The sequence below is a fragment of the Pseudomonas asgharzadehiana genome (assembly GCF_019139815.1).
Taxonomy (GTDB): domain Bacteria; phylum Pseudomonadota; class Gammaproteobacteria; order Pseudomonadales; family Pseudomonadaceae; genus Aquipseudomonas; species Aquipseudomonas asgharzadehiana.
Genome location: NZ_CP077079.1, coordinates 3,880,095 through 3,904,998 on the forward strand (window position 1 = coordinate 3,880,095; position 24,904 = coordinate 3,904,998).

General features: G+C 57.2%; 20 protein-coding genes, 1 tRNA gene and 2 pseudogenes. 8 read left to right on the forward strand and 15 right to left on the reverse strand.

What is annotated here, in order from left to right; genetic code table 11:
- Nucleotides 1–112 precede the first annotated feature (112 nt).
- The 4 genes from KSS96_RS17485 to KSS96_RS17500 all read left to right on the forward strand — a co-directional run bounded on the left by KSS96_RS17485 (nucleotide 113) and on the right by KSS96_RS17500 (nucleotide 4,369).
- The gene (locus tag KSS96_RS17485) at nucleotides 113–1,000 is read left to right on the forward strand and encodes a hypothetical protein (protein WP_068937025.1); all 888 of its coding nucleotides are present in this window, start codon (nucleotides 113–115) and stop codon (nucleotides 998–1,000) included.
- Nucleotides 1,001–1,581: 581 nt separating this feature from the next.
- Nucleotides 1,582–2,274, forward strand: coding sequence for a hypothetical protein (locus KSS96_RS17490; protein WP_217855147.1), 693 nt, complete (start codon nucleotides 1,582–1,584; stop codon nucleotides 2,272–2,274).
- Between the two features lie 558 nt (nucleotides 2,275–2,832).
- Entirely contained in the window at nucleotides 2,833–3,798 is a 966-nt protein-coding gene (locus tag KSS96_RS17495; protein WP_217855149.1) for a dCTP deaminase domain-containing protein, read from the forward strand.
- Nucleotides 3,776–4,369 carry a flavin reductase family protein gene (locus KSS96_RS17500; protein ID WP_217855151.1) on the forward strand — a complete coding sequence of 198 codons (594 nt, stop codon included), beginning with the start codon at nucleotides 3,776–3,778 and terminating at the stop codon, nucleotides 4,367–4,369. Before KSS96_RS17495 ends, KSS96_RS17500 begins: the two co-directional genes overlap by 23 nt.
- Before the next feature lie 57 nt (nucleotides 4,370–4,426).
- Here the strand turns inward: KSS96_RS17500 and KSS96_RS17505 are convergent.
- The 5 genes and pseudogenes from KSS96_RS17505 to KSS96_RS17530 all read right to left on the reverse strand — a co-directional run bounded on the left by KSS96_RS17505 (nucleotide 4,427) and on the right by KSS96_RS17530 (nucleotide 10,435).
- Nucleotides 4,427–5,589 (reverse strand): IS3 family transposase gene (locus KSS96_RS17505; protein WP_217854995.1). Its coding sequence is split into 2 segments (ribosomal slippage): nucleotides 4,427–5,334 and nucleotides 5,334–5,589, totalling 1,164 coding nucleotides; the frame shifts between segments, so codons are not numbered across the junction.
- A 51-nt stretch (nucleotides 5,590–5,640) separates the two neighbouring features.
- Nucleotides 5,641–8,214 (reverse strand): YobI family P-loop NTPase, encoded by a 2,574-nt coding sequence (locus KSS96_RS17510; RefSeq protein ID WP_217855153.1) that lies wholly within the window; start codon nucleotides 8,212–8,214, stop codon nucleotides 5,641–5,643.
- Between the two features lie 483 nt (nucleotides 8,215–8,697).
- A pseudogene (locus KSS96_RS17520) lies at nucleotides 8,698–9,286 on the reverse strand (B3/B4 domain-containing protein); the annotation flags it as partial.
- 138 nt (nucleotides 9,287–9,424) lie between these two features.
- Nucleotides 9,425–10,084 (reverse strand): annotated as a pseudogene (tnpC, locus tag KSS96_RS17525) (IS66 family transposase); the annotation flags it as partial.
- A gap of 260 nt (nucleotides 10,085–10,344) precedes the next feature.
- Nucleotides 10,345–10,435, reverse strand: a tRNA-Ser gene (locus KSS96_RS17530).
- A gap of 152 nt (nucleotides 10,436–10,587) precedes the next feature.
- Between KSS96_RS17530 and KSS96_RS17535 the strand changes: the two genes are divergently transcribed.
- Nucleotides 10,588–11,259, forward strand: a complete 672-nt coding sequence (locus tag KSS96_RS17535) for a Bax inhibitor-1/YccA family protein (protein ID WP_017527229.1) — start codon at nucleotides 10,588–10,590, stop codon at nucleotides 11,257–11,259.
- 67 nt (nucleotides 11,260–11,326) lie between these two features.
- On the opposite strand, the gene murB is transcribed toward KSS96_RS17535, so the two are convergent.
- The 8 genes from murB to KSS96_RS17575 all read right to left on the reverse strand — a co-directional run bounded on the left by murB (nucleotide 11,327) and on the right by KSS96_RS17575 (nucleotide 18,183).
- Nucleotides 11,327–12,346 carry a UDP-N-acetylmuramate dehydrogenase gene (gene murB / locus KSS96_RS17540; RefSeq protein WP_065877393.1) on the reverse strand — a complete coding sequence of 340 codons (1,020 nt, stop codon included), beginning with the start codon at nucleotides 12,344–12,346 and terminating at the stop codon, nucleotides 11,327–11,329.
- Nucleotides 12,343–12,807, reverse strand: coding sequence for a low molecular weight protein-tyrosine-phosphatase (locus KSS96_RS17545; RefSeq protein WP_017527227.1), 465 nt, complete (start codon nucleotides 12,805–12,807; stop codon nucleotides 12,343–12,345). Before KSS96_RS17545 ends, murB begins: the two co-directional genes overlap by 4 nt.
- Nucleotides 12,807–13,571 (reverse strand): 3-deoxy-manno-octulosonate cytidylyltransferase, encoded by a 765-nt coding sequence (kdsB, locus tag KSS96_RS17550; protein WP_017527226.1) that lies wholly within the window; start codon nucleotides 13,569–13,571, stop codon nucleotides 12,807–12,809. Before kdsB ends, KSS96_RS17545 begins: the two co-directional genes overlap by 1 nt.
- A complete protein-coding gene (locus KSS96_RS17555) occupies nucleotides 13,568–13,753 on the reverse strand; it encodes a Trm112 family protein (protein WP_003174668.1) in 186 nt (61 codons plus the stop codon). Before KSS96_RS17555 ends, kdsB begins: the two co-directional genes overlap by 4 nt.
- A gap of 24 nt (nucleotides 13,754–13,777) precedes the next feature.
- The gene (gene lpxK, locus KSS96_RS17560) at nucleotides 13,778–14,788 is read right to left on the reverse strand and encodes a tetraacyldisaccharide 4'-kinase (RefSeq protein ID WP_065877395.1); all 1,011 of its coding nucleotides are present in this window, start codon (nucleotides 14,786–14,788) and stop codon (nucleotides 13,778–13,780) included.
- Complete coding sequence (gene pocB, locus KSS96_RS17565) at nucleotides 14,788–15,216, reverse strand: flagellar polar localization protein PocB (protein ID WP_017527224.1); 429 nt, start codon at nucleotides 15,214–15,216, stop codon at nucleotides 14,788–14,790. The genes lpxK and pocB overlap by 1 nt, the downstream gene beginning before the upstream one ends.
- A complete protein-coding gene (pocA, locus tag KSS96_RS17570; RefSeq protein WP_017527223.1) occupies nucleotides 15,213–15,848 on the reverse strand; it encodes a flagellar polar localization protein PocA in 636 nt (211 codons plus the stop codon). Before pocA ends, pocB begins: the two co-directional genes overlap by 4 nt.
- A gap of 109 nt (nucleotides 15,849–15,957) precedes the next feature.
- Nucleotides 15,958–18,183 carry a DNA internalization-related competence protein ComEC/Rec2 gene (locus KSS96_RS17575; RefSeq protein WP_225913294.1) on the reverse strand — a complete coding sequence of 742 codons (2,226 nt, stop codon included), beginning with the start codon at nucleotides 18,181–18,183 and terminating at the stop codon, nucleotides 15,958–15,960.
- A gap of 135 nt (nucleotides 18,184–18,318) precedes the next feature.
- On the opposite strand from KSS96_RS17575, the gene KSS96_RS17580 reads away from it, so the two are divergent.
- Complete coding sequence (locus KSS96_RS17580) at nucleotides 18,319–18,834, forward strand: DUF2062 domain-containing protein (RefSeq protein ID WP_017527221.1); 516 nt, start codon at nucleotides 18,319–18,321, stop codon at nucleotides 18,832–18,834.
- 3 nt (nucleotides 18,835–18,837) lie between these two features.
- Here the strand turns inward: KSS96_RS17580 and KSS96_RS17585 are convergent, their stop codons facing one another.
- Together KSS96_RS17585 and KSS96_RS17590 are read right to left on the reverse strand one after the other, a co-directional pair.
- Nucleotides 18,838–20,211, reverse strand: coding sequence for a sensor histidine kinase (locus KSS96_RS17585; protein ID WP_068937036.1), 1,374 nt, complete (start codon nucleotides 20,209–20,211; stop codon nucleotides 18,838–18,840).
- The gene (locus KSS96_RS17590; RefSeq protein ID WP_065877401.1) at nucleotides 20,195–20,923 is read right to left on the reverse strand and encodes a response regulator transcription factor; all 729 of its coding nucleotides are present in this window, start codon (nucleotides 20,921–20,923) and stop codon (nucleotides 20,195–20,197) included. The genes KSS96_RS17585 and KSS96_RS17590 overlap by 17 nt, the downstream gene beginning before the upstream one ends.
- Before the next feature lie 204 nt (nucleotides 20,924–21,127).
- Between KSS96_RS17590 and KSS96_RS17595 the strand changes: the two genes are divergently transcribed.
- Both KSS96_RS17595 and KSS96_RS17600 read left to right on the forward strand, forming a co-directional pair.
- On the forward strand, nucleotides 21,128–23,881 hold the full coding sequence (locus tag KSS96_RS17595) for a response regulator (RefSeq protein WP_217855155.1): 2,754 nt from the start codon (nucleotides 21,128–21,130) through the stop codon (nucleotides 23,879–23,881).
- 23 nt (nucleotides 23,882–23,904) lie between these two features.
- Nucleotides 23,905–24,894, forward strand: coding sequence for a 2-hydroxyacid dehydrogenase (locus KSS96_RS17600; RefSeq protein WP_065877405.1), 990 nt, complete (start codon nucleotides 23,905–23,907; stop codon nucleotides 24,892–24,894).
- Nucleotides 24,895–24,904: the final 10 nt, after the last annotated feature.

Sequence of the window (24,904 nt, forward strand, 5' to 3'; positions counted from 1 at the left end):
GAACGTTCGTTGCAGGGAGTTACGAGTGAGTTACAGTCTGAACAGGAACATTGGCATTGATATAGCCAACCAGCATAAGATTACCACCTCGCCTTTTTGATGATGCTGATCTATGACTATTGAACGCACGAGCACAACCAAAATACGTGAAATAGTCACTGCACTGAACCGTGCCGATCTGACTACCATCGATTACAAGCATCTCCTGACTCAGGTGGGGATATTGATCAAGGGCACTCCTATGCAGGTGCAATCTGTGCCTGTAGGAACCACGCTTTATCGGGGGGTGATTTACTCCGAGCGGCCCAGTGAAGTGAGTTATTTAGGTAGTCCACCCGCTGAACTTGTGATCAATTTTCAACGTTGCAATGGTCCCGGTAAACCAATGTTCTATGCAAGCGTCAATATCGCTGCAGTATTCTCCGAACTAAATGCGGACGTTGGCAATATAGTTTATCTATCAAGCTGGATTGTTGATCGAGAGTTTTTTTACTTTCGAATCCCACCGGGTGCAGGCGAGGGAATGGAGGAGGACTTCGCTTTCTCAAAAATTGAAACGTTTTTTGAGACGCGGTTCGCTCAACCTATTCATGAGACATTTTCAGCACAGTACAAATTGACTGCCGCTATTACCGAGAAATTGTCAACTGGTAACGTCTTGGGCCTTCCTGAACTGATTAAAGGGCGGCCTCTTGGAGCTGTTGTATATCCATCGGTTGCACACACCTCGCGCTCCGATAACATTGCGATTCAAACGTTAGTAGCACAGTCATGTCTGCGGCTTTCCGATGTCCGTGCAATTGAAGTTACGGAACGCCAAGCTGAGTCACTTACCGTGCGAGAGATCGATTTCAGCACCAATTTTGAGGATGAACATATAAAATGGCTGGGTCGCCCGAGGCAGTGGACTTTAAATTCCATGGAGACTTTCAATTTCACCGTTGAGAACGGTATGTGGGTAGCGCGTACCGAGGACGGCACTGTCATAGATCCATCGTAGAACACAAACGCAGTGTAGGTAGCCTTCGATACTTCCTTGAACGGAGTACGTAACTATGAACCCGAGCGGCCGTTGATGAATCCTTGTCGACGTGAGGGAGGATTCACCGCTAAGGCGTGATCTCCGGAGGTTAAGCTTTGTTTTCCTGTATGACCTCAGGGGGCTTTTACGGCCGTTGAGTACAGATTGACTGAACGCAGGATGCAAATAACGCCGTTTATGTTTAATGCTCCCCACAGCAGGGCCCGCTCCGGTGGGCTCTTTGCGCCAGAACGAACCCAGACCCGGCAGGCTAGTCTACCATTATCGTTGCGCTTGGTCTGAGCATGCTTACTAAGGAAGAGAAAGCTCTTCCCAAACGCCCAGCCCTACGGGCTAGTTCGCTACCATCCATTGGCGCTGTAACAATTTCTAAGTAAGTTGAAATTACTGCCTGACAAGGGCACTACCAGTACAATGCCTGTGCTTATATTCGGTATGAGTCGGCGCCATACCAGGTTTTTTTGTTGTCCAACGTTCGCTCGTTTGTTTGCTGGATATAATGCAACCTTCTCACAACGCATATGGAAATCATCAAACCTATGAAGCGCGCATCCGACCCAGCCTCTCCAACTACAGAGTATTTTGACTCTGAAACCTTATTAGAACTCAGGGAAAGTTCTAGAGTCTACCAGAAGCTTGATCTGGCTTACCTTACAGCGGCCGGAACATTTGTCACAGCGCTAAAGCTAAGTAACAACGCTATAATTGAGTTAGGTGCAGGACTCACATACGCGGGATTTGCCTTCATCATCCTGCTTGCATTCGACACTCTCACTGAACAATTGATTCATAAAGACTGGATAGAAAGCAAGAAAAGCCAAAACAAACGAACTAACACAAAATTAATTCAGGGTTGTTTATCCGCGCAACCGCTGGGTCATTTCATGTTTATTTCATTATTACTTACCTATCATTTGGGGCTCGCCAATGGAATCACAGACTTTCAGAAAAACATGTCGACCCGCGCATCCATACAAAATTTAACATCATCTTTTTTCTACAAACATTCTAGAGCGCCCCAATCGATTGAAGAACTGATAGCCTTCGATTCCCAAGTAGGAGATCTACATGCAAAAATTGGCAGGGAGCCTGTAAGCTTCAAAGCTAACAAAGAAAAAAAATACGATATTATTTTTGCGGGTTCCGACAAAATATTAGGAACCGCTGACGATATTAAAGCAGATGGAGATTTCCAGATTCAAAAGATTCTGGATGAGTTGAAAAAGCACTGAGCTTGTATACGCCTTTGCCCCACCGTTAAGCCCCTAAGGGGGGCAGTTCACACCGCGGTTGCGGAACACTTCACGAGTTTAAATGAATAGAAAGACCGTAGACGTTAATCTACGGTCTTTCAAGAGTGGAGGTCGAGGCCAGAATCGTACCAGCGTAGGCTGATTTGCAATCCACGAATATCCTCAATATTTTCAATAAGTTATGTCAATATCAATTCCGCACCGTCAACATTTCTTCCTCGCTGGAGCCCTATGAAATCGGGAGGTTCTATTTCCGTTGCGGAATTGATTTTTTATGCTTCGTGGCCTGCAGTCGGGAAACCATCCGGCTCGTCCTATCAAGCTTCCCGTTCAGCGGTCTGGGAATAGGTATTCGAATCCCTTTCCCATGCAGCACAGGCCGCTAAGTGCCAGCGAATCCCTCGCTCCTATCATGGATTGGACCGATTATTCACCCCTCCCTTGAAAATGCGGCCCAGTAAACCCCGCAAATTATCAAATTTATGCCAAACTTGCGCACAGGCCCCATAAACACACGCAACCATAAAGAATCAATATATGCTTGACGAATCATACCCAGTTGGCATGTTAACTGACACAGATATCAAGAAAGCACTGCATGTTTTATTTTCTAAACACGCCGATGCAGTACGCGCTAAATATTCAACTTATGAAATCGTCCTCGACAAAGGATTTCAAGTAATACAATATTCAAACGCAGGAGAAGTTGAAAGACTTGATAGATCTCCTGACAATGGCATCATTGCAGTGGCCCCAGGCGAAACAGTACTTGTTTTTTCAAAGGAGTATTTTTCATTACCACATAATGTATATGCTCGAGTGAATACAGTGGGTCAGATTTTTTTAGCTGGATTTTCGGCTGAAAACACCTACGTTGATCCTGGTTTCCAGGGCCAAATTTCAATTACACTTATAAATAACTCAAGCCGCGTACTTTCGATGGAGCAGGGGGCGCCTTTAGCTAGAGTCGAATTTATCAAGCTATCTAAAAAACCAGAAAAAACTCATTCGGGCCGAGCAGGTGTTCGCAAGTCCAAGGTAGTTCCTTCGATTGATTCAAGTTCAGCAGATACTTACAAGGCATTAGACCTGCTTGTTTTATTAAAACAAATTGAAACATCAATCAGCGTTGAAGCCATTCAGAAAAAATCGATACGAACTGACATTGCATTAACACGCGCTTATATAAAGCTTGCCGAGGAGGTTAGCACAAGCCGCCAGCAAATTCGTATTCACGATGAAACATTCAACCTCCAAGATAAATTATTAAAACGCAGCCAGCGCCTTGCTGCCTTTGCACTCGCTACTGCCGTTGCCCTTTGGCTAGATAAATTAGGATTTACCCAGTGGGTTGTGCAATCCATTACAACCATAGGTAGCGATAACACAAAACCAACCTACTGGCTCAATATCGTCGTTAACATTACTTGCTCAGTGGCGGCCACACCAATATTTTCCTTTCTTCTGGGAAGCTACCAAAATGCAAGAACTAAAAAGAAATAAATTTAGAGCGCTGTACCAACCTAGCAAATTGCTTCTTGGAATTATACCCACAGACGCTCCAAGTGAATTCAATATAATAGCGCTATGCTTCACCATGACTTGCTCTTATAAGCCACCCATGATTGCCGTATCATTCGAAAAGAAAAATTTTTCATACGAACTAATGAAGTCCGCTTCAAATTTTGTATTAGCGGTTCCAGGAGAGTCACTGGCCGAGCAGGCCATGAAGTGTGGCTTACTCAGCGGAAGGACGGCAAATAAATTTCATGAATGTAACTTTACCAAGCAACAACTCCCCCACACTAACGTGCCTGGAATATCTGAGGCAATAGCCAACATCGAACTATCTGTAGAGTCTCGACTCATCACAGGAGACCATCTAACTGTAATAGGTCGAGTTATCGGATACCATGTAAACCCCAAAAACGTAGAGAAAAATTTATTAGCTATCGGCCCTAATATTCAAGGCTATAAATTGTTAGTGCGCAAGGGACTTCACCGCATCGCGGTAATCCAAGGCCATAGTGATGATTTCATCGATGGATTCAAGTTAGATCGAATACTTTCATAGTTAAACAGATTTCCGTTTTACTTATCCTTATAACTAATTCTTGATAGACTGTAGTGGTCAACTAATCCCGGACACGACGTTAAGTTTTTCCTCGGACCGCGCTGGGGCCAACCCATCGTTGAATTGATGAGGCCTAATCCAGTTATAGCGATGCATCAAAAAATGGCTGATATCGCGCTGTGCTTCCTGCGCAGTTCGATAGCCCACGGTCGGTATCCATTCTGTTTTCAAGCTGCGAAATACGCGCTCCATCGGTGCGTTATCCCAGCAGTTTCCTCGTCGGCTCATGCTCTGGCGCATGCGGTATCGCCACAACCGCTGGCGAAAGAGTCGGCTTGCATATTGCGATCCCTGGTCCGAGTGGAATAGCAGATCCGAAGGCCTGCCACGCTGCTCGTAAGCCATATCCAGCGCTTTGATCACCAGCTCAGCGTCTGGCTTTTCCGACAGCGCCCAGCCCACGATCCGACGCGTACAAAGATCCAGGACGACAGCCAGGTAATGCCACTTTCCTTGCGCCCAAATGTAGGTGATATCGCCGCACCAGACTTGATTGGGCGCTGGCACGTCGAACTCGCGGTTCAATGTGTTCGGGATATCCAGTCTTTCTACTGTTGCTCGTTTGTAGGCATGGGAGCCAGGTTGTTTGCTGACTAAATCAAGCTCGCGCATCAAGCTACGCACTTTGAATCGACCGAGTTGCTCACCGTCTTCACGCATCAGCGACAAGATGCTGCGACTGCCCGCAGAGCTGCGACTTTGCGAGAACAGCTCACTGACGCGACTTCGCAATCGAAGCCGTTCAACATCGGGCGTGCGGCGCCGCAGGCGCTGGGCGTAGTAACACGAGCGCGTGACGTCAAACACCTTGCACAGCCAATCAACCGGCTCATGTGCACTCAACTGGTCAATCAGCGCGAACGCTCGTGATCTTCCGACATCAAGAGCGCGGTAGCCTTTTTTAGTATTGATTTCTCTCGCTCAAGCCGAGCAATCCGGGCTTCCAGCTCCTGAATTTTTTGCTGTTCCGGAGTCAGAGCCTTGCTCTGCGGGGTGATGCCTTTATGTTCTTTCTGAATCTGGTCAACCCAGCGGCGCAATGCCGACTCACCAATGCCGAGTGAACGGCTGGCTTCGATGTAGCTGTAGTTTTGTTTGAGCACGAGGTCGGCAGCCTCGCGTTTGAATTCAGGAGTAAAGGAGCGGCGTTGTTTGGTCATCTGACACCTCGATCTGGCGAGCATTCTCGCCTAAATGGGTGTCCGGTTTCATTAGACCACTACAAGTTGCAAGCAGCCCCAGCCAATCAATTGCTCCAGCGTACTCGCACCAACCTCTGCGGAGAGACTATTGAAGCGAACAGGCTCGCCGCGAAGCCACGCCCAGCCATTGATGTTCGAGGCCATACCTGTGATCAGGTGGTTAACACCTGTGAGAGTGGAAATACCTTCAAGCAACGGCTGCCGATAAGCCATAGCCTCAAGTTGTTGTTGAGACAACGCGTCCATGATCCCGCACACCAAAGCCTGTCGAGCGTCAGCCACCTTGAATCGCTCAGTGCTCAAGATCACGGCGAACAACTCAGGGGCGAGTGCATACACAGCGCGAACGAGCGGTAACCTAGCATCCCCTGCCAGGATGATAGATACAGCCTCAGCGAATCGGCCCGCATACTGATGGCCGCTTTGCAGGATGACATCCAGCTTTTGCGTTCTTGTGTCGGACAACTCAGTGAGTTGCGCCGATAGTGAGAGCTGGACAATTAGGTCAGCGATAATGCCTTTGCCATCCCCGAGAGCATCGTGTTCCAATTTGGCGGCCACTCGCTCAGGATTCCGGACTGGCGAGGCGACGTCGAGGGTGGCACGGCGCCTGAGTGCGAGAATCAGATTCTGATCGTCGCGAGTCAGCGAGCCTTCGTAGAAAAATCCAAGATAATCTGTGTAATCGGTGTCGAGGTAGCCAGCGCGCATTAGGTAAACGACGATCTCCATTCCTCCCAGCCGCTGGTCAATGATTGCTCCATAATCACCACGGGCAGCTTCACGGAAGGAAATCGTCTTGATCTCGGTGAGCTTCCTCTCTGCCGCCCCAATGGCCTCATCCATAGACTTTATGGACTGATGAATCCATGCGAGACGCGTACGATAAGATGCCTGTGTAAGCGCGTCATTTGGACGAACAATATTTCCTACTGGGTTGTGATGTGCCCACTGTGAAAAGAGGGTGCCTTTGAGTTGCTCAGCCTCACAGATTCTAGTGAAGACGTCGTCCTGTAGAAATTCGTTGAGGCTTACCCGCTCAGAACCGTTTACTAAAACGTAATTTGCATTGTCTATTCCGCTCGCCCTGAGCACCTCGAACCAGACACTTAACCGAAGATCGATTACGCGCTCTTCACCGCGTTGCTCACGCTGGGACTTTTCTTCGATTAATCGCTCGAGCTCAGCGAGTGCCTGCGATGGTTGGTTAGCCCAAGCAGGCAATCCGGTGAGCAAGCTGTACACCTTCCCTCTCCGCTTAACCAGCTCTGCAAATTCTTCCGGGTAGAGGTTCCTGAGCACCACGATGGCAAACAACTTGTTTTGATCCAGCTTGAGGCCACCCTGGGACAGCAGGCTCGCAAAAATGTCGTACTCATTGACGATGTTCTTTATCAGCCGCATCTCATCTATGTAATAGCAGACGGTCTCCACGAGAATTGGGTCAAGATCATTACCCAGCTTTTTGCCATCAACAGCCCGAGTCATCATGAGCTCTTGAAGCTTCTCCCTAGAGTTTTCAGAATTGACGACAGGGATCACCGGGATAATCAGATCAAAAAATTTCGTCTTGTCGGTGACGGTAAACAGCTCGTCACGAATAGCGTAAATGAAGTGAACAGGTCGAGTTATTTGGGGCGAGTGCCGGATAGTGAAGTTGATCTCGCGCAAGCGAAAAAATATTTCCTGAGTTCCAAAACGATCCAGATCCTCAATCACCACGACGCGGACATCGCTTCGTTCAAAGCAATAGATAATTTCATCTACGTTCTTGTGGAGTACGGATCCGTGATTCACGGCCTCGAGCTTTCCACCCTTCAAGGTTAAGCCGTCGATACTGAACATAGATAGAAATTTGAGTCCCGAGTACAGAAGATACAAACCACCCAGCCCCGTTACCGAGACTGCCAGCCAACCCGGGATCATTAACAGGCTCGTCAGCAACCAAGCAGGATCTAAAGTAGGTACCTCCTTCAATGTAGGGACATAAAGCCGCAGGCACGCAATGAGCATTACTCCCCAAAAAGTCGTGCGCCTAGCAATGCTACGCCCTGATGTCTGGACAATTCGCTTGAGCCTGGTTTTGGGTACGCGTGCAGTTGGCACGGCGTAAAGCAGCTGCTGGACAATCGTTTCCTCGATCCTTGCGATCAAATCGCTTGAGGTATTACTCTCGCCGGAATCCTTTACTGACTGGGAGCTTCTGGCTGAAGTCTCAGAGCGTTCAGCGTCCGAAACCGTCAACGGTGGAGGTGCATCTTTGCTGAAAGTTGCGAGTGAAACATAAGCCGTTTGAAATTCTGGATGCCGCTCAAAAAAGGTCTTCAGGACACTGCTCTTACCTGCCCCATATCCACCGGTAAGTGCGATGTTCAGAACCTCATCCTTTCCCAGTGCGCCAAGCAATTCGCGCTCATAGCGATCAAAGTGGTCACTATCGATGAGGACTGGTGTGAGTGGCTCAAAAGACCCTGGTGGCGAAGACGCGGAGCACAAAGATTGGAAGATGCGGATCCCTTCTTTAGCAGCAACCAAAAAAGCGGAATATTTTAGTTTGATACTGGCTGACAGTCCCTGTGACATTGGTAATCCTGGCTTTAGACATCCATACCTTTAGGCTTGGGTATCTGCAAAGTAATTGAGCACCAGCTAGGCCAGCGCCATCTTCTATAGCGGCTATATGCCATAATTAGCACGCTCTGAGCCAGCAATGCTTTACACGCCTAGATATTCAGCATTATCACGACCTCAGTGATGACAGTTTTTCGTCCACCCCTGCTCAAGGACGACATCAACGCCACGGCTCGCGTAGGGCAACTGAAATGAAACAGCCTGAGTTCGACTTTGACTTCAAACGCGTCTCGCATTGAATCGCCCCGGATTGTTTAGACACCTTGCAAGCTCCGGTGGACCCAAGCGCCCCGATGGAATCTACTTTCGCCGCCACCAGTTGCGGCACAAGACGGGTAATAGCATTTTCGTCAACACCCTGCTCATCCATAGGCGTCCTAGGAAATACACTAAGACCGGTGAACATCGTCATCACTCCTTGCAGTGGCTTGTCGACTATTTGGCCCCAGGACCAATCAGTGAGCATTCGATGCTGGACGCCTGGCATCATTTGCTGCAACCCTTCGATCAGCTTGTCCCCCGCTTCCGTCAAGGCTCCAAGCGGCATCGCCGGCAAACTCTCCAAAATGAACCACATGCTCTTCGCGTCAGCATCGAGACGGGTTCTGACACCTTGCCGCCAATTCCAGCGACGGCAGGTCACGCCTTTGTCATCGCGCCAGACAACCTCGCCGGGGTCTGGATATTCGAAAGCAGGAGCTCCCTCTTTCATGGTGTCAAAAGGCTCGGTGCCATCTGCGACTACCAGCCGTGGGGAGCCCACATACGCTTCAATGTTTTCCCCGCCAACAGGGATGGCGCACTCAATACTGATTGCGTTGTAGGGATCGACTATGGGATCCAGGCTAGGCAAGCTTCCGTCACGCAAAACCCGTTTACGCAGCGCCTCAGCTGAACAAGGCGTACGCTGCGGCTTGGCGCCGAACTTTCGGAATGTCTCCGCCCATGCGGCCAGGTGAGCTTCTCCCCAGCTTGGCCCGCCTTCCTGCACAGCCTTGCAAGCACGGTCCAGGGCTGCCTGAGCATGGTGGTGCAGGAGCACTTTGGCTCACAAAATATCGCTGGGAATCGGACTGCCTTTCGCGTTGTTCGCCACTCTAGTACTTCATCTGACTTGGCAGACACCAAATTGTAAGCTGTAGCCTGACTTACGTAACACAGGTCAGACCGGTACCCACTGATGCGGCAGCAATCGTCCGATCTCACTGGCCCGCTGCGTCGGTAGCCGCATCAGCACATCTTTGAGATAGGCATACGGTTCATCCCCAGTTCCTGCGTGCCGATTGGATCAAGCTCATGATCGCTGCCGCTCGTTTGCCACTGCGCAGAGATCCGGCGAACAACCAATTGGAGCGCCCGAGCGCCCATGGCCTGATCGTGTTTTCGACCGGGTTATTGTCGATGGGCACAGCACCATCTCCAGATAGCGCATCATCGCTACCCAGCGTTTCAGGCTGTAGTCCAAAGCCTTGGCCGTCGCCGAGCCTTCTGGCACAAGTTCGCGCTGAGCCAGCATCCACTCATGCAGTTTCTTTGCGATGGGCTCCGCTATCTTCTGACGTAATTGCCTGCAGTCTTCATCGTTCATGCCTTTGGCTTGCCGCTCGATCTCGTACAGACCGCCGATTGAGTGCAGTGCCTGTTCGGCCAGTTGGCTTTTGTTTGCCACCTGCAGTTCGAAGAACTTACGGCGTGCGTGGGACATGCAGCCAATTTCGGTGATACCCAGCTCGAAGCTGGCCTTGTAGCCCACGAAGTCATCGCAGACCAGCTTGCCTTTCCACGCGCCAAGGAAGTCATGTGCATGTTCGCCAGTACGGCTGCTCTCGGGCGCCACCAAGCACGTCGACAGCCCACACATTTGGCGCTGACAGACTCGTCGAAGTACCAGCCCTATCGCACAGGCTTAAACCGTTGCACTGCTGCCGGCCTGTCACTTTTTGCTCCCCCCTCCGCCATACCGACCCACACGGGCCCTGCCAATCCCGCCACAAACGGGGGTACAGACGGGGGTAGAAACACAAATCACAGGCAAAAAAAATCCCGCAAAGCCCCTGGCTTGCGGGATTTCTCTTTCATGTTTGGCGGGAAACCAGGGATTCGAACCCTGGGAACGCTATTAACGTTCGCCGGTTTTCAAGACCGGTGCATTCAACCACTCTGCCAATTTCCCTTGTGCATTGCAGGATTATTGTAGGCCATCCTGTCTCAGCGGGCGCCATAATACCCGAATGAAACACACTGTCAAACTCTCGCCATAGCTTGTTACAGAGCGTCTGTTATGATCTTTGCGACTGAACGTTTCAAAACCGAAGGAGTGTCGCCATGCGCGAACAGAATTACGCAGTGAATGGTAACGCGCAGGCTGAGCAGCTTGAAGTCAGCCGCGTATTGCGCAACACCTATGGCCTGCTCGCCCTTACCCTCGCTTTCAGCGGAGTAATGGCGTTCGTGGCGCAGCAGATGCGCGTCGGCTACCCGAACATCTTTGTGGTGCTGATCGGCTTCTATGGTCTGTTCTTCCTGACCAACAAGCTGCGTGACTCGGCCTGGGGCCTGGTATCGGCGTTTGCCTTGACCGGTTTCATGGGCTTTATCCTCGGCCCTATCCTCAACCGTTACCTCGGCATGGCCGGCGGCGCGCAAGTGGTGAGTTCGGCATTTGCCATGACGGCCCTGGTGTTTGGTGGTTTGTCGGCCTATGTGCTGATCACCCGTAAGGACATGAGCTTCCTGGGCGGTTTCATCACCGCGGGCTTCTTCGTATTGCTGGCGGCGGTGGTTGCAGGCATGTTCTTCCAGATCAGCGGCCTGCAACTGGCGATCAGCGCGGGTTTTGTGCTGTTCTCCTCCGTGTGCATCCTGTTCCAGACCAGCGCCATCATCCACGGCGGTGAGCGCAACTACATCATGGCGACCATCAGCCTGTATGTGTCGATCTACAACCTGTTTATCAGCCTGTTGCAGATCTTCGGCATCATGAGCCGCGACGACTGATTGCCAGCCACATAAAAATGCCCCGTATCGAAAGATGCGGGGCATTTTTTTATCAAAGAGCAGGACGTCAGTACTGGTTGGGTTCCATTTCCAGCTCGACCTCAAAACGCTCAGAGATGTCACGCTGGATGCACCGGGCCAGGTTGGCAATGTCTTGCCCCGTGGCGCCGCCATAATTGACCAGTACCAGCGCCTGTAATTTGTGTACGCCCGCATCGCCGTCACGAAAGCCCTTCCAACCGGCCTTGTCGATCAGCCAGCCTGCGGCAAGCTTCATTTGCCCGTCAGCCTGAGGGTAGGCCACCAGATCCGGGTACCGCGCCCGCAGCTTTTCGGCCAGGGCCTCGGGTACCAACGGGTTCTTGAAGAAGCTGCCGGCATTGCCCAGCACGGCCGGGTCCGGCAGTTTTTCGCTGCGGATGCTGCAAATCGCGCGGCTGACATCGCTCGGCGTCGCCTCGGTAATCCCCTGCCCGGCCAGGCGTTGTTGCACCGGGCCGTAGTCTAGCTTGAGGTGGCTGGCGCGGCTCAGGGCAAAGCGCACGCGCAGGATCAGCCAACGCCCGGTCTCGTGTTTGAACAGGCTGTCACGGTAGGCAAAGTTACACTCTTGCAGGGTGAACTCCCGCAGCTCGCCGGTTTGGCGATCCAGCGCAGTGAGGCCCGCGAATACGTCCTTGATCTCCACACCGTAGGCGCCGATGTTCTGCATCGGGGCTGCGCCGACGGTGCCGGGAATCAGGCTGAGGTTTTCCAGACCGCAGAAGCCCTGCGCCAGCGTCCACAGCACGAACGGGTGCCATGCCTCGCCCGCTTCGGCCTCGACCACCACATGCACGCCATCATCGTGCAGCACGCGAATGCCCTGAGTGGCCATGCGCAAAACCAGCGCTGAAATATCCTGAGTCAGCAGCAGGTTGCTACCACCGCCAATCACCAGTAGCGGCAGCGCCTGCGCGGCGGCGCAGGCCAGGGCTTCGCGCACATCCGCGTCGCTATGGGCCTCGGCGAACAGCCGGGCGCGCACGTCGATACCGAAGCTGTTGAATGGCTTGAGCGATACCTGCGCACGTACTTGCAAGGTCATAACCGCCCCTTCAATTCGATCACCAATAAATCACAGGCTCGTTCGATCAGGTCCAAGACCCGCTCGAAACCTTGCTCGCCTTCGTAATAAGGGTCTGGCACCTCGTCCACTTCCGAGTCGTAGCGGCGCAGGAACAAATCCAGCTCAGCCTTGCCTTGCCCCGGTTGCAGCGCCTTGAGGTTGCGCAGGTTGCTGTTGTCCATGGCCAGGATCAGGTCATAGCGCGCAAAATCGGCGCGGGAGACCTGCTGCGCACGTTGGGCCGACAAATCGTAACCGCGCTCCAGCGCCGCACGCTGGCTGCGCTGGTCCGGCGGGTTGCCGATATGCCATTCGCCGGTACCGGCGGATGCCACCTCGATCCGGCCGGCCAGCCCCGCTTCGCGTAACTTGTGCCGCAGCACACCTTCAGCAGTGGGCGAGCGGCAGATATTGCCCAGACAGACAAACAGAACCTCCATCAAGCCCCCAGCAGGCGACGAACGCGATCAAGGTCTTCCTGGGTGTCGACACCCGCCGGCGGCGCTTCCAGGGCATCGCCCACGTGGATGCGCACGCCATGCCACAAGGCACGCAGTTGCTCCAGGGATTCGGTGTTTTCCAGCCAGCATGGGCCCCAACTGACGAAGTCATGCAGGAAACCGGCGCGGTAGGCGTAGATGCCGATATGGCGGCGATAAGGCACGCCTGCCGGTAGCACATCACGTTTTTTGGCGAAGGCGTCACGCGCCCAAGGCAAGGTCGCGCGACTGAAGGTGAGCGCTAGGCCGTTGATATCGCTGACCACTTTGACCACGTTCGGGTTGAACAGCGTTTCAATGTCTTCAATCGGCTCCGCCAGGGTCGCCATGCGCGCTTCACCATGGGCCGCCAGGTTGGCGGCCACCTGGTCGATCACGCTTGGCGGAATCAGCGGCTCGTCACCTTGCACATTGACCACAATGGCGTCAGGCGCCAGGCCAAGCTGAGTGGCGACTTCGGCCAGGCGGTCGGTGCCGGAGTTATGGTCTTCGCGGGTCAGTACCGCCTCGGCACCAAAACCTTTGCAGGCTTCGATAATACGCGGGTCATCGGTGGCCACCACCACGCGCTCTGCGCTGCTTTTGCAGGCCTGTTCCCACACCAGTTGGATCATCGGCTTGCTGCCGATCAGTTGCAGCGGCTTGCCCGGCAGGCGGGTCGATGCGTAGCGTGAGGGAATGACAACAGTAAAGGCAGTGGTCATTTATCCAGACGCTCGTCGGTGGTCAGGGTGCGTGCTTCGCTTTCAAGCATCACCGGGATACCGTCACGGATCGGGTACGCCAGGCCGGCGCCTTTGCTGATCAGCTCGGTTTTGTCGGCGCTGAGCTTGAGCGGGCCTTTGCAGATCGGGCAAGCGAGGATGTCGAGCAGTTTGGTGTCCATGAGTGTTTCCTGGAAAGAAGCGTTTTAAGGCAAGAGTCGGTCAGGCAGCAGGCGCATCAGTTGCGTGTCGAACCAGGCGACGAACGCCGGCGACGGCAACGCATCCACCGCAAGGTACCACCAGTCGGGCCGGGCAAAGGCGCGGCACTTGACCGCGTCTTTTTCGGTCATGACCAGCGGCAGCGACGGCGTGAAATTCAGGACCTCGGCGCTGTACGGCGCATGGTCGGCAAACGCATGGGGGATGGGTTGCCAGTGTAGCGTTTCAAGGGTGTTGAAGAAACGTTGCGGGTTGCCGATACCGGCGACCGCATGCACCCGCTGGCCCGGAGCGAAGTGCTCGACGCAGCGGCGCTCGCCGGTCTGCAGGTTGATCAGCGCGCTGGGCTGCAGGCGAAAGGCAAAACCATCGTCGCGATCTGAGCCGGCGCCGTTATAAAGCAGCGCATCCACACTCTGCAAACGCTCCACCGGCTCGCGCAATGGCCCGGCCGGCAGGCAATGGCGGTTGCCCAGGCCACGGGCGGCATCGATCAGCACCAACTCCAGGTCGCGAGCCAGACGGTAGTGCTGTAGGCCGTCATCAGAGAGGATCAGGTCGAGAGGTTCGCTGGCCAGCAGTGCCTTGACCGCGCGACTGCGGTCGGGGTCGATCATCAAGGGCACGCCGCAACGCTGTACGATCAGCAAAGGTTCATCCCCCGCCACCTCGGCGCTGTGGCTGGCCTCGACGCGCCACGGCAAGCGCGGCGGCTTGGCACCATACCCACGGCTCACCACGCCCACGCGTACGCCGCTGCGCCGGCAGTGTTCGATCAACCACAGGATCAACGGCGTCTTGCCGGTGCCCCCCACGGTAATGTTACCGACCACCACCACCGGCACCGGCGACTGATAAATATCGCCCTCGCCCGCCACGAACCGCGCGCGCTTGCGCGCCACAATACGGCGATACAGTGACTCCAGCGGCCGCAACAGGGTGAGCGCCGGATGCCCCTCGTACCAGGCCTTGAGCAAACGATCGGACATGGCCATCAGGGTTGGCTCGCCGCCTCGACGGTGCTCATGCGCAGGTGGCTGAAACCCAGCTTGCCGGCGGCATCCATCGCGGTGATCACGGCCTGATGCTGGGTCTTGCCATCGGCACTGATGGACAACGGCATCTTGGTATCGCCCCCGGACTCTTTTTCCAAGGCGACCATCAGGCTGGCGAGGTCGTTTTTCTCCAGCACCTGGTTATTCACCGAGAACACGCCGTCGGCGCTGATGGCGATGTCAATCTGCTTGACCTCCTGGTCTTCGGCCGGCGAACCGCTCACCGCTTCCGGCAAGTCGACACGCAGCTCGGTCTGCCGGGTGAAGGTGGTGGTGACGACAAAAAACAGCAGCAGGATAAACACCACGTCGATCAGCGACGCGAGGTTGATATCAACGTTTTCCCGTTGCTTGCGGCGAAATTTCACGCTGTGCCCCCGACGAGGTCCACGTCACGGTCGCCCTGAACCACTTCCACCAACTTGATGGCTTCCTGCTCCATGCCGACCACCAGTTCATCGATGCGCCGTTGCAGGAAACGATGGAAAAACACCGAAGGAATACCGACCATCAGGCCCGCCGCCGTGGTGATCAGCGCCTTGGAAATACCACCGGCCAGCACAGCGGCGTTGGTACTCATGCCCGAACCCATGAACGAGCTGAAAATATCGATCATGCCCAGTACCGTACCCAGCAAACCGAGCAGCGGGGCCATGGCGGCGATGGTGCCGAGGGCGTTGATGTAGCGCTCCAGCTCATGGATAACCCGGGCGGCGGCCTCTTCGATGCATTCCTTCATGATCTCGCGGCCATGCTTGGAGTTGGCCAGGCCCGCTGCGAGGATTTCACCCAGCGGCGAGTCGGCGCGCAGGGCCTTGAGTTTTTCCTTGTCCAACTGCTTGTTCTTGATCCAGCCCCAGACCTGCCCCAGCAGATGCTCGGGGGTGACGCGGCTGGCGCGCAGAGTCCACAGGCGTTCGGCAACGATGCCGAGTGCGGCGACGGAGCTCAAGATGATCGGCAACATCATCCAGCCGCCGGATTTGACCAATTCCCACACAGTGAATGTCCCCTCGAAAAAGTGCGCCACTTTACCATATAGGTTTGGCAGCGGGGTCTGTCGGCCATGGCGCCGCCTGTCGCAGGCTCCAGCGCCGGTTAACGCTGGATCAGGGTAACGCTTCACGCCAGAAACGGCGTTGACCGCGCGCAACAACCGGGGGTGCGAAGGCCCCCAATTGCAGGCGCACGGCCCCCTGTTCGGCGCTGTCGTATACCCGACTGCCCAAGGCCTTATAGCGCTGCATGACCTGCTGGTGAGGATGACCGAACGCGTTGCCACGCCCCCGGGAAATCAACACCGACCCAGGCGCCAGCCGCTGAAGAAAAGGCCACGACGATGAACTGCGGCTGCCATGGTGAGGGGCTTGCAGCCAATCGGTGCGCAGCGCCAAGGGAGAGTCGAGAAACGCCCGCTCAGCGGCACGATCGATATCCCCCGTCAGCAGTAACCGCTCACCATTGGCCTGCACCTGCAACACGCAGGATTTGGGGTTTCCGGCAGTGGCATCAGGCCATTGCCAAAGTTCGAAGATCACGCCGTCCCAGGTCCACTGCTCGCCGCTGCTACAGGGTTGGGTGTCGAGCAATGCCGGTAGCCCCCCGGTTTCGCCGCCCACGACACGCTTGACCGGCAGTGCGCGGGCCACGGCCGCCGCGCCACCGGCGTGGTCGGCATCGGCATGACTGAGCAGCATCATGTCCAACGCACCTACACCAAGCTTTTTCAATGCCGGCACCACCACGCGCGCGCCCAGGTCCATCGCCCCCGAGCGCGGGCCCGCATCGTAGAGCAAGGTGTGATGGCGCGTGCGCAGGATCAACGCCTGCCCCTGCCCCACATCCAACTGCAACACGTCCACCCGTCCATGGGGTACCTGCTCGCGCGGGGGAAATACCGCCAACAGCAGCATCGGCCAACCCAACACCCGAAACGGTACGCCCTTGGGCAGCAGCAACAGCACCGCGCCCGCCAGGCTCACCCACCAACAAACCAGGGGCACCTCAGCCGGTATCCACGCAGGCACGTGCCCCGCAAGCCATGCCAAACCTCTGAACAACCCATCCAGCGCCCCACCCGCCAGCCACAGCAGCCACTCTCCTGCAAGGGGCACTCCTAACAGCACGCTCCCCAGCAACGCCAGAGGCAACACCACCAGGCTGATCCACGGCACAGCCACCAAATTGGCCAGCGGCGCACTGACGCTGATCGGCAACCCCAACACCAGCAGCACCGGAAACAAACCGATGGCAATCAACCATTGCGGTCGCGTCCAGGCCTGCCAGACACTCCAAGGCCCCAGGCGGCCCCCGAATGCCAGCACCAGCACAGCGACGGCGGCAAAGGACAACCAGAACCCGGCTTGCAGGCTGGCCAATGGTTCAAGGATCAGCACCGCGACCAGCGCCAGCAACAGCGGCCACCAGAACCCCAGATGACGAAAGCGCAAACGCCACAACAACACCAACCCCACCATGACGCAGGCCCGCTGCACCGGCACGCCGAACCCCGCCAACACGCCATAGCCCAGTGCCGCCGCAAATGCCAGGCCGCACGCCCACCGCAGCCATGGCCAGGCGCGGGGCCAGCAACCGTAGCGCGCAAGCAGCGCGACCAGCCCGTAGATCAACCCTGCCAGCAAGCCGATGTGTTGGCCGGAAATCACCAGCAAATGCACCGTGCCGGTATCCTGCAACACCTGCCAGTCCTTGGCCTCCAGCCCGGAACCATCTCCCAGCACCAACGCCGCCAGACCGGCTTCGCGCCCCTGGGCATCCACCGCCAGCAGGCGTTGGCGCACCGTGTCGCGCCAGGCATGGCGCGCCGGCGTCAGGCGTTCGCCGTCCTTGACCGACCCGGTGGCACCGATGCGTTGGGCCAGCAGCCAGGCTTCATGATCAAACCCGTGAAAATTAAGCAGCCCCGACGGTCGCCTGAGTGTCACCGCCAGGCGCCAGCGCTCCCCGCTGCGCACCGCTGGCCCGCCGTGCCAGGATACCCGGATACGCGAAGGTAGCCGCGCATTGCGCGACCGGCTGTCGGCCAAGTCGAAACGCACTCCCGTAGCGGTCTGCTGCGGCAAGCCGATCACACGCCCTTCGAGCCAACGCGTCTGACCATCGAGCGCAGGCTGCAGGCGATCATTCAATGCCCACTGCGCGCTGATGCACGCCCAGCTCAGCCCCAGCAGGAAAAACGCCAGTGCAAAGGTGCGAAAAGGCAGCAACATCAACGCCAACACCAACATGGCTATAAGCCACCCCACTGACGGCAGCGCCGGCAGGAAACGTAAGGCAAGTAGCCCCAGCGCCAACGTAAACATCCCTGTTTTCATGGATCATCCTTTTCAAGTGACCCATTCAGTCATAGCGGGGGGTTCAGCGCGCCCAATGATGTTTTGTCACAAAGTCTGAATTTTCTGTTTATAGAATGCGCGCATACTTGCCCCTCGAACTGACCTGGACCCCTTATGCCCCGGCGCTTATTCAAACGGTACATGCCCGACCCCACCAGTATCAGGGAACACAAGTCATTACAGTTTCTGGGTACGTTGCTGCATGACCCTAACCTCTGGCACCTGAACCGGCACTCAGTGGCGCGCGCCATGGCAGTGGGGCTGTTCGCGGCGTTTATCCCGATTCCGTTGCAGATGTTACTGGCGGCAATATTGGCGATTACGGTACGTGGCAATATGCCCATCGCGATCAGCCTGGTCTGGCTGACCAACCCGATCACCATGCCGGTAGTGTTTATCTGCACCTATATGACCGGCGCCTGGCTGATGAATGTACCGCCGCGCAGCCTGCCCGATGACCTGACCTGGGAATGGATCAGCGGCCAGTTGAGTACGTTGTGGCAGCCCTTCCTCCTCGGCTCCGTGGTATTGGGGCTGGTGCTGGGCGCACTGGCCTACTGCCTGACCATGGGTTACTGGCGCTGGTGGGTCGCGCACCAGTGGAAGAAACGCAAGCAGCGTCGCGGTTGACGCCTAGCGTGCCGGTAACCGCAGGTGCACCCGCAGGCCTTGGCCGGTATTTTCCGCCCATAGGCTGCCGTCCTGACGCTGCACCGCGTTGCGTGCAATGCTCAGCCCCAACCCAAACCCTCCGTCGCCGGGCCGCGAGCCATCCAAGCGAGTAAACGGCGCAAAGATCCGCTCAAGATCCCGCTCATCGATCCCTGCACCCTGGTCTTCCAGCCACAGGTGCCAATACGCGCCATCGCGCCGTCCATCCAGGCACACAACGCCGCCGTCCGGGGAATGGCGGATAGCGTTGCGCAGGATATTTTCCAGGGCCTGGGCCAGGGCATTCAGGTTGCCCCGCACCCAACAGTCAGTGGCCAATAGGCACGGCAGGCGTGACGCAGGCCAATCACTTTCGTAACACGCGTTCTCGCGCAGCATGTCCCACAGGGCCTGTAGTTGAATATCCTCCTTGGGCAGCGGTGCCCGCTCGGCATCCAGCCAAGCCAGTTGCAGGCTGTCTTCCACCAGGCGTTGCATGGCGTCTATCTCCCGCCCCAGCCGGTCGCGCAGTTGCGTCAGGTCCTGCTCACTGTCACACGCCACGCGCAGGCGGCTCAATGGCGTGCGCAGTTCATGGGACATGTCGCGCAGCAACTGCTGCTGCAAAACCATCGTCCCCTGCAAGCGCTCGGACATATGGTCAAAGGCCCGACCAAGCTCACCCAATTCATCCTGGCGACTGGTCGCGTCATGGGACAGCCGCGTGTTCAACTGATCGGCACGCCAGGCATTGGCCTGCTCGCGCAACTGATTGAGGGGCATGATCAGCAACCGATACAAGCCAATGCACAGCAGCAAGGTAAACAGGCCGGGAATCACGCCGTTGGTTACGACGCGCCAGAACACTTGGTAACGCCCCGGCATAAAGCGCTGCGGCAATTCGATCACAAGCGAGCCGACACCTGGGTCGACCGCAAATGGGATCTTCAACCACGGCAAGCCCTTTATGTGACGACTCACCGGCCAATCCAGGCCGCGCAGGAATGTCAGGCGCTGGCTTTCGGTGTCGCTCAGTGGATAGCTGCTCAACGACTGCAAGTCATTGCCGATCACGCCCACCCAGGTGCTTTCACGCTGGCGCATCGCCTGCAACCACGCGTCAACGCCGGCGTTGCCGTCACGGTTCCAGGCCTGTTCGGCGCCGACGGCATAACCACTCAAAGTGACCCTCGCCTCGTCGGACAGGTACGCGTTCTGTTGCTCCATGTACCGGCCCCAGGACCAACTGAGCCAAATCATCAGCAAACAGAAGGCGATCAACAGGCAGGCCAGCTTCCAGAATAACGAGTGCTTGCCCGGCAGCCGTTTGAGCGAAGCCTTAAAGCCCGTCGTCATGACCGCTCAACACATAGCCCTTGCCCCACACCGTGCGCACTTCGCGCTCGCTATAGCCGATGGCCTTGAGCTTGCGACGGATCTGGCTGACATGCATGTCGAGGCTGCGGTCATGGGGTGCATAACCACGTTGCAGCACCTGTTGATAAAGAAAAGCCTTGCTGAGGACTTCTTCGGCATTGCGATGCAGGGTTTCCAGCAGACGATATTCGCTGCGGGTCAGGCCGGCCCAGCGCTCCTGATAAAACACATCCCACTGTTCATCGTCCAAACGCAGGCTGTGCGCATCCTCACGTAGCGGTGCCAGGGTCGGCGCGGGGCGGCGATCCAGGGCCACCCGACGCAGGATGGCCTCGATGCGCACGCGCAGCTCGACCATGCTGAAGGGTTTGGGCAGGTAATCATCGGCCCCCAGGCGAAAACCGCTGATGCGGTCGGCCTCGGCGCCCAGGGCCGACATAAGGATCACCGGGATCGAATGACTGCGGCGCAAATGGGTGAGGACCGACAAGCCATCCAGCCCCGGCAGCAGGATATCCATCAACACCACGTCGAAAGCCTGCGCGCGTGCCATCTCCAGGCCTTGTTGGCCGTTTTGGCACCACGTCACCTGAAAGCCGCAGCGCCCAAGGTGCTCGTGCACATACGCGCCCAGCACAGGGTCATCTTCAATGGTCAGGATACTGGGTAGGCCAACGGCTGCGGGATTCATTAGCGTCTGCAAGTCATTCTCAATCGCTGATTATTCAAGATTACCCCGCCGCAGGCAATCGCTGCCGGGCACCGAGTGCCCGAAGATTGCGCTCGGTCGTTAATTTGCAAGATTCCACCCCGTGCAAATGGCTACACTGCGCAGGTGGCGCGGGCCGGATGCCGGCGCGGAAGATTGATATCAGTGTCGTAGCAGGAGAGTGGCGTGCTTAGAAGAATGGGGATAAAAGGCCGCGTACTGTTGCTGACCTTATTACCGACCAGCCTGATGGCCTTGCTGTTGGGCGGGTATTTCACCTGGATGCAGCTCTCGGAGTTGCAGACCCAACTGCTGCAACGTGGCGAAATGATCGCCGAGCAATTGGCGCCCCTGGTGGCGCCTGCCTTGAGCAGCAAAAACACCGACCTGCTGGAGCGCATCGCCACCCAATCGCTGGAACAACCGGACGTACGCGCCGTGTCCTTCCTTGCGCCAGACCGCGCGCCCCTCGCCCACGCCGGCCCGACCATGCTCAACCAGCCGCCGGTCGGCAACAGTTCGCATCTGTTGCAGCGCACCGGCAACGACGCCACTCGCTATCTCATGCCGGTATTTGGCCGCCACCGCAACCTGGCGGGCGACTGGATTCCCGATGAGGCCGACCGCCTGCTGGGCTGGGTCGAGGTGGAGCTGTCCCATAACGGCATGTTGCTGCGCGGCTATCGCAGCCTGTTCGCCAGCCTGTTGCTGATTGCCATCGGCCTGATTTTTACCGCGGCCCTGGCGTTGCGTATCAGCCGCACCATCAACTCGCCGCTTGGCTTGATCAAACAAGCCGTGGCTCAACTCAAGGACGGCAACCTGGAAACCCGCTTGCCCGCCTTGGGCAGCCAGGAGCTGGATCAACTCGCTTCGGGCATCAACCGCATGGCCGAAACCCTGCAAAACGCCCGGGAAGAACTGCAACACAGCGTCGACCAGGCCACCGAAGACGTGCGCCAGAACCTGGAAACCATCGAAATCCAAAACATCGAGCTGGACCTGGCACGCAAGGAGGCCCTGGAGGCCAGCCGTATCAAATCGGAGTTCCTGGCCAATATGAGCCACGAAATCCGCACACCGCTCAACGGCATCCTGGGCTTTACCCACTTGCTGCAAAAAAGCGAACTCACACCGCGCCAACTCGACTACCTGGGCACCATCGAAAAATCCGCCGATAACCTGCTAGGCATCATCAACGAGATCCTCGACTTCTCGAAGATCGAGGCCGGCAAGCTGGTGCTCGACAGCATCCCGTTCAACCTGCGCGATTTGTTGCAAGACACCCTGACCATCCTCGCCCCCGCCGCGCACGCCAAGCAGTTGGAACTGGTGAGCCTGGTCTACCGCGACACGCCGCTGGCCTTGGTGGGCGACCCGCTGCGGCTCAAGCAGATCCTCACCAACCTGATCAGCAATGCGATCAAGTTCACCCGCGAGGGCACTATCGTGGCCCGCGCGATGATCGAGGACCAACAGGAAGACAGCGTACAACTGCGCATCAGCGTGCAGGACACGGGCATCGGCCTGTCCAGCCAGGACGTGCGCGCGCTGTTCCAGGCATTCAGCCAGGCCGACAACTCGCTGTCGCGCCAGCCGGGCGGCACCGGGCTGGGCCTGGTGATTTCCAAGCGTTTGATCGAACAGATGGGCGGTGAAATCGGCGTCGACAGTACGCCGGGCGAAGGCTCGGAGTTCTGGATCAGCCTGAGCCTGCCCAAGACCCGCGATGATGTCGAAGACCTGCCTTGCGCGCCGCTGCTGGGCCATCGCGTGGCCGTGCTGGAAAACCATGAGCTGGCACGCCAGGCCTTACAGCATCAGTTGGAAGACTGCGGCCTTGAAGTCACGCCGTTCAATACCCTGGAAAGCCTGACCAACGGCATCACCAGCGCCCATCAGACCGAGCAGGCCATTGACCTGGCAGTGCTCGGCGTGACCGCCAACGACATTCCGCCCGAGCGCCTCAACCAACATCTGTGGGACTTGGAGCACCTGGGCTGCAAAGTGCTGATCCTGTGCCCGACCACCGAACAGATGCTGTTCAACCAATCGGTGCCCAACCCCAATAGCCAGTTGCAGGCCAAGCCGGCGTGCACCCGCAAGCTGCGCCGGGCGCTGGCCGACCTGATCAGCCCGCGCCCGTCGCGCAACGAACCGGGCGAGCCGCTGGCCAGCCGTGCGCCGCGCGTGCTGTGTGTGGACGACAACCCGGCGAACTTGCTGCTGGTGCAAACACTGCTTGAAGACATGGGCGCGAAGGTGCGCGCGGTAGAAAGCGGCTATGCAGCGGTCGACGCGGTAAAACAGGACACCTACGACCTGGTGTTGATGGACGTGCAAATGCCCGGCATGGACGGACGCCAAAGCACCGAGGCGATTCGCCAGTGGGAAAGCGAACGCCACGGCACGCCATTACCGGTAGTCGCCTTGACGGCCCACGCCATGGCCAATGAAAAACGGGCCTTGCTGCAAAGCGGCATGGACGATTACCTGACCAAACCCATCAGCGAACGGCAACTGGCGCAGGTGGTGCTGAAATGGACGGGCCTGGCCCTGCGTAATCAAGGGCCGGAGCGCGCCACGGAAGGCCTCGGCCCGGGCGTGCAACTGCCGGTGCTGGACCATGAGGAAGGGTTGCGCCTGGCCGCCGGCAAGGCTGACCTGGCGGCGGATATGCTCGCCATGTTGCTGGCCTCGCTGGAAGCCGATCGCGAGGCCATCAACGTCGCCCGCGCCGCCAGTGACAACCTTGCCCTGATCGAACGCGTCCACCGCCTGCACGGCGCCACCCGCTACTGTGGCGTGCCGCAACTGCGCGCCGCCTGCCAACGTGCCGAAACCCTGCTCAAACAGGACGATGCCAAGGCCATGAGCGCGCTGGACGAATTGGAAATGGCCATCGCCCGGCTGGCCAGTGAAGCGCGGATCAGCGCCTGAACTTATCAATAAGGACGCCTTTGATGCGCGTGATTCTTTTCAGCAGCCAAACCTACGACCGCGACAGTTTTCTCGGCGAACCCTTGCCGGCGGGCCTGGAACTGCAATTCCAGCCGGCCCGGCTCAACCTCGACACCGTGGCCCTGGCCGAACACCACGAAGTGGTCTGCGCCTTTATCAACGACGACCTCAGCGCGCCGGTGCTGGAGCACCTGGCCCGGGGCGGCACCGGGCTCATCGCGCTGCGCTCGGCGGGCTATAACCATGTCGATCTGGCCGCCGCCAAACGCCTGGGCCTGACCATCGTGCGCGTACCGGCCTACTCGCCCCACGCCGTGGCCGAACACGCGGTGGCGCTGATCCTCGCCCTGAACCGCCGCCTGCACCGCGCCTACAACCGCACCCGCGACGGCGACTTCAGCCTGCACGGCCTGACCGGTTTCGACCTGGTGGGCAAGACCGTCGGCGTGGTCGGCACCGGCCAGATCGGCGCGACCTTCGCCAAGATCATGGCCGGGTTCGGCTGCACGTTGCTGGCCTACGACCCCTTCCCCAACCCACAGGTCCAAGCCCTGGGCGCGCGCTATGTCAGCCTGCCCGAGCTGATGACCGAGGCCCAAATCATCAGCCTGCATTGCCCTCTGACCGCCGACAGCAAACACCTGATCAACGCAGGTTCGCTGGCGCAGATGCAGCCCGGCGCCATGCTGATCAACACCGGCCGCGGTGGGCTGGTGGACACCCCGGCGCTGGTCGACGCGCTCAAGGACGGCCAACTCGGCTACCTGGGGCTGGATGTCTACGAAGAAGAAGCCCAGTTGTTTTTCGAGGATCGCTCCGACCTGCCCTTGCAAGATGACGTGCTCGCGCGCCTGCTCACCTTCCCCAACGTGATCATCACCGCGCACCAGGCGTTCCTTACCCGCGAAGCGCTGGCGGCGATTGCCGGCACCACGCTGAGCAACATTGCCGCATGGGCCGGCGGCAAGGTACAAAACCGCGTGGAGGGATGATCAGCGGTCA